This window comes from Stutzerimonas stutzeri (genome assembly GCF_000935215.1).
GTDB lineage: Bacteria > Pseudomonadota > Gammaproteobacteria > Pseudomonadales > Pseudomonadaceae > Stutzerimonas.
Genome location: NZ_JXXD01000326.1, coordinates 1 through 9,437, shown reverse-complemented (window position 1 = coordinate 9,437; position 9,437 = coordinate 1). Strand labels below are relative to the sequence as shown.

At 55.8% G+C, this 9,437-nt stretch carries 12 protein-coding genes and 1 pseudogene; 9 read left to right on the top strand and 4 right to left on the bottom strand.

What is annotated here, in order from left to right:
- The 7 genes and pseudogenes from LO50_RS23035 to LO50_RS24465 all read left to right on the top strand — a co-directional run.
- Positions 1–475: type II toxin-antitoxin system RelE/ParE family toxin (locus tag LO50_RS23035; RefSeq protein WP_425522008.1), on the top strand; the 475-nt coding region annotated here is incomplete at its 5' end.
- A complete protein-coding gene (locus LO50_RS23030) occupies positions 459–761 on the top strand; it encodes a helix-turn-helix domain-containing protein (RefSeq protein ID WP_044316489.1) in 303 nt (100 codons plus the stop codon). The genes LO50_RS23035 and LO50_RS23030, both read left to right, overlap by 17 nt.
- 79 nt (positions 762–840) lie before the next feature.
- Positions 841–1,308, top strand: coding sequence for a TIR domain-containing protein (locus tag LO50_RS23025; protein WP_044316488.1), 468 nt, complete (start codon positions 841–843; stop codon positions 1,306–1,308).
- Positions 1,308–1,934 carry an Nmad2 family putative nucleotide modification protein gene (locus LO50_RS24475; protein WP_080902155.1) on the top strand — a complete coding sequence of 209 codons (627 nt, stop codon included), beginning with the start codon at positions 1,308–1,310 and terminating at the stop codon, positions 1,932–1,934. The genes LO50_RS23025 and LO50_RS24475 overlap by 1 nt, the downstream gene beginning before the upstream one ends.
- Before the next feature lie 3 nt (positions 1,935–1,937).
- Positions 1,938–3,068 (top strand): nucleoside triphosphate pyrophosphohydrolase family protein, encoded by a 1,131-nt coding sequence (locus LO50_RS23020; RefSeq protein WP_044316487.1) that lies wholly within the window; start codon positions 1,938–1,940, stop codon positions 3,066–3,068.
- Positions 3,069–3,070: 2 nt separating this feature from the next.
- Positions 3,071–3,733, top strand: coding sequence for a uracil-DNA glycosylase (locus tag LO50_RS24470; RefSeq protein WP_080902154.1), 663 nt, complete (start codon positions 3,071–3,073; stop codon positions 3,731–3,733).
- A gap of 63 nt (positions 3,734–3,796) precedes the next feature.
- Positions 3,797–3,907 (top strand): annotated as a pseudogene (locus LO50_RS24465) (JAB domain-containing protein); the annotation flags it as partial.
- Positions 3,908–3,989: 82 nt separating this feature from the next.
- On the opposite strand, the gene thcA reads toward LO50_RS24465, so the two are convergent.
- The 4 genes from thcA to LO50_RS23000 form a co-directional block, all read right to left on the bottom strand.
- Positions 3,990–4,559 carry a Thoeris type III anti-phage system protein ThcA gene (thcA, locus tag LO50_RS23015; protein WP_044316486.1) on the bottom strand — a complete coding sequence of 190 codons (570 nt, stop codon included), beginning with the start codon at positions 4,557–4,559 and terminating at the stop codon, positions 3,990–3,992.
- Positions 4,556–5,743, bottom strand: a complete 1,188-nt coding sequence (gene thcB4 / locus LO50_RS23010) for a Thoeris type III anti-phage system protein ThcB4 (RefSeq protein ID WP_044316485.1) — start codon at positions 5,741–5,743, stop codon at positions 4,556–4,558. The genes thcA and thcB4 overlap by 4 nt, the downstream gene beginning before the upstream one ends.
- Positions 5,740–6,342: a TIR domain-containing protein gene (locus tag LO50_RS23005; protein WP_044316484.1), complete on the bottom strand. Its 603-nt coding sequence runs from the start codon at positions 6,340–6,342 to the stop codon at positions 5,740–5,742. The genes thcB4 and LO50_RS23005 overlap by 4 nt, the downstream gene beginning before the upstream one ends.
- Positions 6,343–6,447: 105 nt before the next feature.
- Positions 6,448–6,924, bottom strand: a complete 477-nt coding sequence (locus LO50_RS23000) for a TIR domain-containing protein (RefSeq protein WP_044316483.1) — start codon at positions 6,922–6,924, stop codon at positions 6,448–6,450.
- Positions 6,925–7,549: 625 nt separating this feature from the next.
- On the opposite strand from LO50_RS23000, the gene LO50_RS22995 reads away from it, so the two are divergent.
- Positions 7,550–8,377 carry a DUF932 domain-containing protein gene (locus LO50_RS22995; RefSeq protein WP_014861252.1) on the top strand — a complete coding sequence of 276 codons (828 nt, stop codon included), beginning with the start codon at positions 7,550–7,552 and terminating at the stop codon, positions 8,375–8,377.
- 79 nt (positions 8,378–8,456) lie between these two features.
- The coding region (locus tag LO50_RS22990; RefSeq protein ID WP_044316482.1) for a ParB/RepB/Spo0J family partition protein at positions 8,457–9,437 on the top strand (981 nt) is incomplete at its 3' end.

The following is a 9,437-nucleotide window of genomic DNA, read 5'->3' as shown; positions in this document are numbered from 1 at the left end:
CACGACAATCGGGCGGGCCGCCTCTTGCGGAGTGGCTCCGCGGCGACGCATTGAAAACTATACCCGTTTCGGGTATAGTTTGGGGGTCGAGATGACGTGCATCCTCAAGCGGAAGGACTTTGCTCGGTGGCAGGCGAGCGAGAAGCTGTCCGATGCCGCCTTGTGCAAGGCGGTCCAGGAGATGGAAAGCGGTCTGATCGACGCGGACTTGGGCGGCTTTCTCTACAAGAAGCGGGTGGCCCGCGCCGGTAGTGGCAAGAGCGGCGGCTACCGCACCCTGGTATCGGCCAGGATCGGCAGCCGCTACGTGTTCCTGCATGGGTTCCCGAAGAACGACAAGGCGAACATCACGCAGGACGAGAAGAAGGCGCTGCAATTCGCCGGTAAGGCGTTCTTGCAACTGTCCGGGGAAGCGTTGTCGAAGGCGTTGCAGTCGGGCGTGTTATTGGAGGTGCATTGTGAGCAAGATCATTGAATCCCTGCGTGACGACCTGGCTGCGCTCCACGAAGTGGGCGCGATCAGCAAGTTGACGATGCGCGAGTTCGACGCGATATGCCCATCGCCAGTACGTGAATTCGGTGCTGCCGACATCAAGCGCCTACGCGAAGCCTTGAAGTTCAGCCAGCCGGTGTTCGCGCATCATCTTCACACTACGGCTTCCACCGTGCGCAAGTGGGAGCAAGGCGAGACTCGCCCAGCAGGCCCGGCGCTGAAGCTGCTCAACATCATCGCCGACAAGGGGCTTCGGGCGATCCTTTGATTGATCTGTGTTTCCTGCCACAACCGCCCAATTTAAGTTACGATCTTTTACGCCCTCAAAACGTCGATGGAGGTGACTGATGGCAGAGAAAAGGAACGTGTTTATCAGCCATGTCCATAAGGACGATCATGGGCTACAAAAGCTCAAAGAGCTGCTGGCTCCGAAAGGGATGGATGTCAGGGATTCCTCCATCCATACAGGAAAGTTCAATAACGCCACGGATGAGCACTATATCAAGACGCAAATCCTGGCCCCAGCGATAAACTGGGCGGGCGTATTTATTTGCTACGTCTCACCCCAGACGAAAGACAGCGACTGGGTGACCTGGGAGATAGAATATGCGGCCAAACAAGGTAAGCGTATTGTCGGCATCTGGGAGCATGGTGAAAAGGAATGCGACATTCCAGAAGCGCTAAGAGAATACGCCGATGCCTTGGTTGGTTGGAATGGTGACTCAATTATTGATGCTATCAACGGCAAAGATACATGGGAAAAACCGGATGGTGGCGCCTGTGATCCGGTTCCTCTGAAAAGGCATCCTTGCTGATGGCACGTATCCACTCTTACGTGGTGCGTTATGATAGTGGTTTCGCACCCAATCCATTCTATGGATACTGCACGCTGGCGACCTGCAAGCCAAATATACGTAAGGGCGCCGACATCGGTGATTGGGTGGTTGGCAGCGGTAGCAATGATCGAAATGTTCGGCGAGGCGGGCATCTGGTATACGCGATGCGGGTCACCGAAACGATGACATTTGATGAATATGGGGTGGATCCACGGTTTGAATCCAAGAAACCCTATCGCAACGGTAGTCGAAAGCAAAGCTGCGGGGACAATATTTACTTCAGAGCCACGCCAGCGGCCGCTTGGAAGCAACGAGATTCCTTTCATTCTCGCCCCGATGGTTCGCTTAACCCTGATCATGTCACTCGCGACACAAGCGTCAATAGAGTTCTCGTTAGCGATGACTTCGTGTACTTCGGAGGTGAGGGGCCAGAGTTCCCGGAAGAATTAAAAGACCAGCAAGGCCGCCCTCTATGCAAAGCAGGAATAGGCTTAACCACTTTCAAAGATCCAAAACTGGTTCAAAATCTAGAGATATGGATTCGTGGTCTTGCGTTGAGTGGATATCAGGGCGCCCCATTTGAATGGCTAACGCTTCGGAGGTAACCGATGCACAAGGAAGGTTCGCTGCTGCTTTCGGAATATGCTTCGGAAGTTGCAGCTACGGATGTACTCAGTCCGACCGATTTCAATCCTGTCCTTCAAGGACTATACGGCGAAGTCGGTGGAATAATGTCTACAGCCAAAAAACATGTTCGGGAAAAATCTGCGTACCCTGGCTTCAGAAGGGCGGCTGAAGAAGAATTTGGCGATACCCTTTGGTATTTGGCGGCTATCTGTCGGCGAATGGAAATTCCCCTTGACGTTGTCTTTGCCGAGGCGGCTAATCACGGAGATTTTAAGAACATAGGGGCGGCAAGTGATATCGCCGCAGGTGCATTGGCTTACATTGCCGTGCCAGCGGCTGCGCCAGCGTCGTTGGATGCTACTTTGGTACGTTTGGGGCAGGCAGCCGCAGCGTTGCTGGGGAATGGCCCTGCTCGCGATGACGTAGTTGCCTTCGCGCGAGCCTATCTTGATGCTATCCATGCGTCAGAGTTGGCGTTCTCGGACGTAGCGCGAGGAAATCTCCGAAAAGCTAGGGGCGCATTCATAGAGCCGCAAGCGGCTGACCTGATTGGCCTTGATTTCGACAGCGAGTTTGGAATAGAAGAGCAGCTCCCTAGAGAGTTCAAGATCCGGGTCAATCAACGAGGTAGCGGCAAAAGCTATCTCCAATGGAATGATGTATTCATAGGTGATCCTCTCACCGACAACATAGCCGATCGAGATGGCTACCGATTCCATGATGTCTTCCATTTTGCATATGCAGCCATATTGCATTGGTCACCCGTGATACGGGCACTGATCAAGCACAAGAGAAAAAGCCAATCCAGATACGACGAAGAGCAAGACAGCGGCCGGGCAATCGTCGTTGAGGAAGGGCTTACGGCATGGATTTTCTCTAGAGCCAAGGAATTAAACTATTTCGAGAATCAAGAAAAGGTTTCCCTTGGGATTCTCAAAACCATTGAAGAGTTTGTGAGTGGCTATGAGGTTGAGAAGTGCCCGCTAAAGCTTTGGGAAAAAGCCATCTTGGACGGATATTCCGTATTCCGTCAAATCAAGAAAAATCAAGGTGGCTGGATCATCGGCAACCGAAAAGAACGCACCCTACAATATATGCCGCTTGAGTCTTAAGAATGAAAATTCACCCCTTTGTTGAATCAGTATCCTCGCTGCAATTTGAGGACTGCTTCAATCCTTATACTGATCGCTGTGAAGTTCATGATCGTCGAGACGCGCCGCGCCGCCGCGCCGCCGCACTTTCCGCATTATTGCGTTGCGCTTCAGAGGAGCCTGTAGATGCGATTTGGATCGGTCGAGATTTGGGGTATCGCGGAGGCCGTCGAACTGGGTTGGCCCTGACTGACGATGTTCACATGAGCCAACATGCCAAACGTTGGAATGTCGATCTGGCTCCCGAACGGCCCACAGTCGGCAATGCCGTAGCCGAGCGAACCGCTGCGGTTATATGGGGAATGCTAGAGCACATTGATGCTCGCATCTTTCTCTGGAATGTTTTCCCACTTCACCCTCATGAATCAGGGGATCCGTTCACCAACCGGCAACACAACGCCCGTGAAAGGCGAGCCGGCGAAGAGCTACTACAACAGCTCATCGTTCTGCTTCGTCCCTCGCGCATCGTCGCCATCGGCAACGATGCTGCCGCAGCCGCCCATCGAATCACGGATAGCGTGCCTGTTATCTGCGTGAGGCATCCGAGCTATGGCGGACAGACGCAGTTTCAAGGGCAAATCTCTGAACTGTATGGACATCCTATGAAGACTGGATCGCTGTTCTGACGAATTGCTTCAGTTTCTTAGCGAGCGGATACCGCCCCTTCTATCCAACTCGCCAGGTTTTCACTGATGCAGCGACTGAAAGAGGCTCTGGCGCTGGTGGAGGTGCGCACACTGGATCACGTCGTTGTGGCCGGGCACGAAACAACTGCATTTGCAGAGCGAGGGCTATTGTGAACCGAGGGGGCTGCACAGGCGGCCCCATTTTTTTATTCGCTCCATCAAGCTTACTGAACGCAGTTACTGCAAAATTTCCCGGCTAATCCACAGGCAGAATCTTTCGACGAAATAAGCTGGAATAGGTTCGGTCACGTGCAAAAATTGGATCATATTCTCCCTGTTGATAAATTATTTTGGCGGCGGCCCCTGTTGTTGAAAGCGGGAGCACTGTAGCTTTGGGGTGGTGTTCGACGAACAATTTATGCTCCTCATAGATCCCATCCATGCCGCCGACGAACACCGCTGCGCTGAAACTGCGGCTTTCGATCATTGCTTGCCTCATGGCCGTCAAACTGGCTTCTCTGTTGCCATCAACCGCTGGCACCATATGCACGTCGACGAACTCCGCTAGTTCAGGAGGCAATCGACCCTCAAAAAGCTTACTTTGGTAAATCGCCACCCTGTTGCGGTCAAGGTTTGCCTCGCGGGAAAAGAGAGCCAATAGCGGCGTTATCGCCGGATGGCCGCCGCACGTGATTCGTCCGATCGGCAACACTACTTCAACCAAAGCCTTGATTGCTTCCCGTATAGCAAGAACATCGGCGGTGTCGAAAAATACCCGATTGCGATCAGGCAAAGGCACGCTGGCAGATAGAAATATATCTATCATGCGGTGAGCTCCTTCAGAAGTTGTGGCGCCTTCGACATTTGCACGGCCCGGATCGGCAAATATGAGTCGAGCCAATCTAGGTGAGAGAGCCACGTTCTCAGTACACCTCTATTGTCGTAAATCACCCATATTTCTCTCGTCTCAACAGTGGGGTTGGTAATGGCCTCGAACACTTCGTTGATGCGATCAGCGGTTGGTATTCCCACTGCCGGCACGATCGCCAGCGTTCGATTGGACTCGGTTTTGAGAGAAATCCAGCCTTCAATCTGAACACTTGGATCAAGTCCCTCGTCGCGGGCGGCGTCGCAAAAGTTATCGACCAAATATCGGTGGCGGGCGGCAATTGCTGGTGCGCGTAGCCGTTCGACCTCGTCGCAAATTCTCGTCACCAATCCCTTCGTGGCCCAACGCCCCCGCATTGGAATAAATCCAAAGAAGTCCCGACGCCTAAGCTTCATGAAGTGGCTGAAGGACGATGCAGGGTCTTCCTTTTGCCCCGGCCATAGTAGGTGTAAGATTTGCACATTGGTCGCGTTTGCGCGCGCCAATTCTTCGGCCGTCCAACGACCTTCTCTGAAACCAGGTGTGTCGATCAGCACCACGACATCGGAATCCGACATCCTGTGCCAGAGCTGTGATTGGAAATCTGCGGCTGGAGGCACTGACCTCACGTCGATGAAAACGTCAAAGCCGCGAGCATCGAGCGCATCGTACAACCGATCGGCCAGCGGCTGAGACCCTGTTCGTTTGTAACTGATGAACAGTCGTCGCTCACGTCGCAACAGCCTAAATGTCTCAAGGACTAGCGTAACGAGGCGGGTGATGCCTTCATCGTTGGTGCCCAATACAATAGCATTGACATGCCTGAGCTGCGGCGGAATTTCTGCATGAACCTGGGACAAATCCGAAACGACCGGAGCGATAACGATCGAGTCATCAATCAACTCCGTCACAAGTGCGGTATCGGCAGTGCTTTCCGACGAGCCGAAAAATACTGCCATCACCGGAGACTTTAAGCTGCGGTTAGAGGCGTTGGCATCGCTGAGAAACGTAATTGCGGTGCTCGGAATCCCGAGCCCCTGAAGCGCCAGGTCAACGCTACGGCGGAGGCGAGTGTCATGCCCATGAACCGCACCCAGCAGGATAAGCTGGTAGGGTGATCTTATGCTTGAGTTCTCGCTCATCGGCCAGCCATTCCCGCAGCAGTTTCAATCCATTCGCCAATATTTTTCCTGCCATCCTGGCCTATGAAATCGTAACTCAGGCAGTGAGTTGACAGTTGGACTACGCTATTCGTTTTTGGTGCTGCGAACCACAGATCACCCTCAGGAATCGCAAGCGTGTAATCTGCGTAGGCCACCCATTTTCCGCCCTTCCACTCGGCGAGATATATGCCGCGATCGGTTCTGTAAAGTCCCATCTGCGCCAATGGTTCGGCACCCTTTGTAGATGTCGCTTTGTCTTTATTCTGGATACCGTGAATGAAAACGGTTAGCAAGCCGTTTCCCTTGATAACACTGCGAGCAATTTCGTAGCGCACCCATCGCCGTGACCATGTATGGGTTCCAGCAAGGACACAAGTGACCGAAGTATTCTCCAACCCCTTGCGGAGAAAAGTCTTTAGTGCCTCGTCACTCTCTTTTTTCGATGCCTCAAACACGCTGCTGTCAAAGAAGCCGCGGCTTTCCTCATCGGTTTCCTTCACAACCCAACTGTTGCGGACATTCCAGGCGCGCCATACATCAGGCTCATAGTGAAAAGAAAAAAATGTTCTGCGTGGCATTTTGACTCCATCTATTGCACTAAACCCAGGCAAATTTGGATGTGGGTGACCCGCATCCTCCACAGCAAACGACACCTCGCAGGATGCAATTCAGATATTGCCGGTTCATCGCGCCTTTATAGCGTCGCTGACCCAAGTTTCAATATTCGACTTGATGTAGTCATACACATTGGTACTGGTGGTGTATGGCGGATCGTAGACTTTACCCGTGACAGCTTCTCCATCAACGGTGAGGCCTGTAAACGGATTAGATCCTTTCGACGACTGATTTCCGTCTGAGTCTTTCAGATTGTGGACATGGATGGCGAGTACACCCAGCCCGTCCTTCCAGGCTTTCTTTATCTCGTGTTTGACCCAGCGGCGGCTGGCAGTCTTCTCGCCCACAAGTACGACAAGGCATTCTTTGCCTTTCATGTTGTCGGCGATCCATTTTTTGATGGCATCATCGCCTGCTTTCTTAATTTCTTCCCATTTGTTCGAGTCCAGCAGAGGCTGTTTTTCGACAGCTCCGATTTGCCGAACCTGCGACACGCGCCAACTATCCTGTTTATAGTGAAAGCTCAGAAAGCATTTTTTCGCCATGACTTATCTCCATTTGTCGTTGGTGCTTCGATGAAGAAAATCTCGAATTGAGAATTGCGATAGTTATTTAACTGAAGTCGTAATTAATCGCTGGTTTGAAATACTTTCTTGTAAATTTCCTTACAAATGATAGCTGAAAGTGTGTGCCTGCGTCTCCGCTTCGCGGATCACGCTGCTTCAGGTTCGCTAGCCGCTCATCCCTAGCGGGACTGGCTTTGCCAGCCTTCCGCATCGCTGACGCCTCCGGCCCGGCTTCCAGCTTCGGGCCTGCGCGCTTCGCTTGCGTGCGGTCGCCACACAGGGATGGCCGTTGCCTTGTCCAGCCGTCTCCCCTGACTTCATCACCTTATCCGCGACCGTAGCCCGCTCCCGTGTGCCGTCAAGGCGCGCAGGGCCGTGTCCTCGGCTGCGCCTGCGGGCCGCACCAACCCCGCGCTTGCCTCCTTGACGGCCCCCGTTCGCGCGCTCCTGACCGTCGCGGGCGATGAACTCAGGAAAGACGGTGGCAACAGGGCCAACCGGGTTCTTCGTGCCGACCGCATCGAACAGCCGAAAGGCTGGGCTCCGAATCTAGGAATCCGGTGTGCGGTTTGAACAGCAAACCCTTTTCGTCAGGAGAAATGCCATGCAACTCGCATCCCGATTCGCTTCCCGTTCCCCGTCGCTGCGCAGCGATTACCCGCTGTCCGATGACCAAATCCGCCGTGTGGCCCCGTCCATCTTCGCGGACGCCCCGCACGAAAGCCGTTCCGAGCGGTACGCCTATATCCCGACCGCCGCTGTGCTGGCGGAACTGCGCAAAGAAGGGTTCCAGCCCTTCATGGTGGCGCAGACCCGAGTGCGCAACGAAGACCGCCGCGACTTCACCAAGCACATGATCCGGCTGCGCCATGCCAACCAGATCAATGATGCAGAAGCCAATGAAATCGTCCTGCTGAACTCGCACGACGGCACCAGCAGCTATCAATTATTGGCTGGCCTGCTGCGCTTTGTCTGCCAGAACGGATTGGTATTCGGCGACACCGTGGCCGATGTGCGCGTACCCCACAAGGGCGACGTGGCCGGGCACGTCATCGAAGGCGCTTACGAAGTGTTGAGCGGCTTCGACCGGGTGAAGGAATCCCGCGATTCCATGCGCGCCATCACCTTGAACGATGGCGAATCCGAAGTGTTCGCCCGCGCCGCGCTGGCCCTCAAGTACGACGACCCCGACAAGCCCGCACCCATCACCGAATCGCAAATCCTGATGCCGCGCCGCTTCGACGACCGCCGCCCGGACTTGTGGAGCGTGTTCAACCGCACGCAAGAGAACCTGACTCAAGGAGGCCTGCGCGGGCGCAGCGCCAACGGACGCCGCCAGCAAACCCGCCCGGTGCAGGGCATCGACCAAAACATCCGCCTCAACCGTGCGCTTTGGCTGCTGGCCGATGGCATGCGCCAGTTGAAAGCCTGAACCCCCCACGCGGCAGGGGCAGGCAGCAGCCCTTGCCGCTTCTCTCGCTGCTGCATCCCAACCGCTAGGAGTTATCACCATGAACGCCGTTACCCAAACCGAAACCCGCGCCATCGAAACCACCGCCGCGCCGCTGGAAGTGGCTGACCCGACCAAGAACCTGATTTTGGTTCCGCTCTCGCAGTTGCTGCCGCGCCGTTCCAAGCGCAACGCACGCAAGACCCCGCGCCTCTCCGTTCCCGAACTGGCTGCGAGCATCGCCCGCATCGGCCTGCTTCAAAACCTTGTCGTTATCCTCGCCGCCGATGGCGAACAATACGAAGTGGTGGCCGGCGACCGCCGCTTGACCGCATTGAAGCTGCTGGCGAAGAAGAAGCGCATCGCCGCCGACTTTGAGGTGCCTTGCCTGCTGGTGCCGGACGCTTCGGCCCGTACCGTCAGCCTCGCGGAAAACCTGCTGCGCGAGCAGATGCACCCGGCCGACCAGTTCGAGGCGTTCGCCGCACTGGTCGAGGAAGGCCGTCCCATCGAAGACATTGCCGCCGACTTCGGCGTGTCCCCGCTGGTAGTGCAGCGCCGCTTGAAGCTGGCCAACGTCTCGCCGCGCCTGCTGGCCGACTACCGGGCTGGAGCCGTCACGCTGGAACAGTTGATGGCCCTGACCATCACCGACGACCACGCCGCGCAGGAAGCCGCGTTCTACTGTGCGCCCGAATGGCAGCGTGGCGCATCCGTGCTGCGCGAACGCCTGACCGAACGCGAAATCGACGCCACGCATCCGCTGGTGCGCTTCGCCGGGCTGGACGCCTACACGGCGGCGGGCGGCGGCCTCCGCCGCGACCTGTTCGCGGAAGGCGATGCCGGAACCTACCTGACCGACGCCGTGCTGCTGGAAACGCTGGTGCGCGGCAAGCTGGATGCACTGGCCGGGGACGTGCGCGCCGAGGGTTGGGCGTGGGTCGAAGCCGTGCCGCACATGAGCTACGCCGAGCGGCAGGCGTTCCAGAACGCACCGCGCCAGCGCCGCGAACCGAGCGCCCGCGAAGCCCGCCGCATCGCC

Coding starts and splice junctions, on each gene's coding strand:
- thcA (WP_044316486.1), bottom strand. CDS start 4,559: ATGATAGATATATTTCTATCTGCCAGCGTGCCTTTGCCTGATCGCAAT.
- LO50_RS22995 (WP_014861252.1), top strand. CDS start 7,550: ATGCAACTCGCATCCCGATTCGCTTCCCGTTCCCCGTCGCTGCGCAGC.
- LO50_RS23005 (WP_044316484.1), bottom strand. CDS start 6,342: ATGCCACGCAGAACATTTTTTTCTTTTCACTATGAGCCTGATGTATGG.
- LO50_RS23025 (WP_044316488.1), top strand. CDS start 841: ATGGCAGAGAAAAGGAACGTGTTTATCAGCCATGTCCATAAGGACGAT.
- LO50_RS24470 (WP_080902154.1), top strand. CDS start 3,071: ATGAAAATTCACCCCTTTGTTGAATCAGTATCCTCGCTGCAATTTGAG.
- LO50_RS23020 (WP_044316487.1), top strand. CDS start 1,938: ATGCACAAGGAAGGTTCGCTGCTGCTTTCGGAATATGCTTCGGAAGTT.
- thcB4 (WP_044316485.1), bottom strand. CDS start 5,743: ATGAGCGAGAACTCAAGCATAAGATCACCCTACCAGCTTATCCTGCTG.
- LO50_RS24475 (WP_080902155.1), top strand. CDS start 1,308: ATGGCACGTATCCACTCTTACGTGGTGCGTTATGATAGTGGTTTCGCA.
- LO50_RS23000 (WP_044316483.1), bottom strand. CDS start 6,924: ATGGCGAAAAAATGCTTTCTGAGCTTTCACTATAAACAGGATAGTTGG.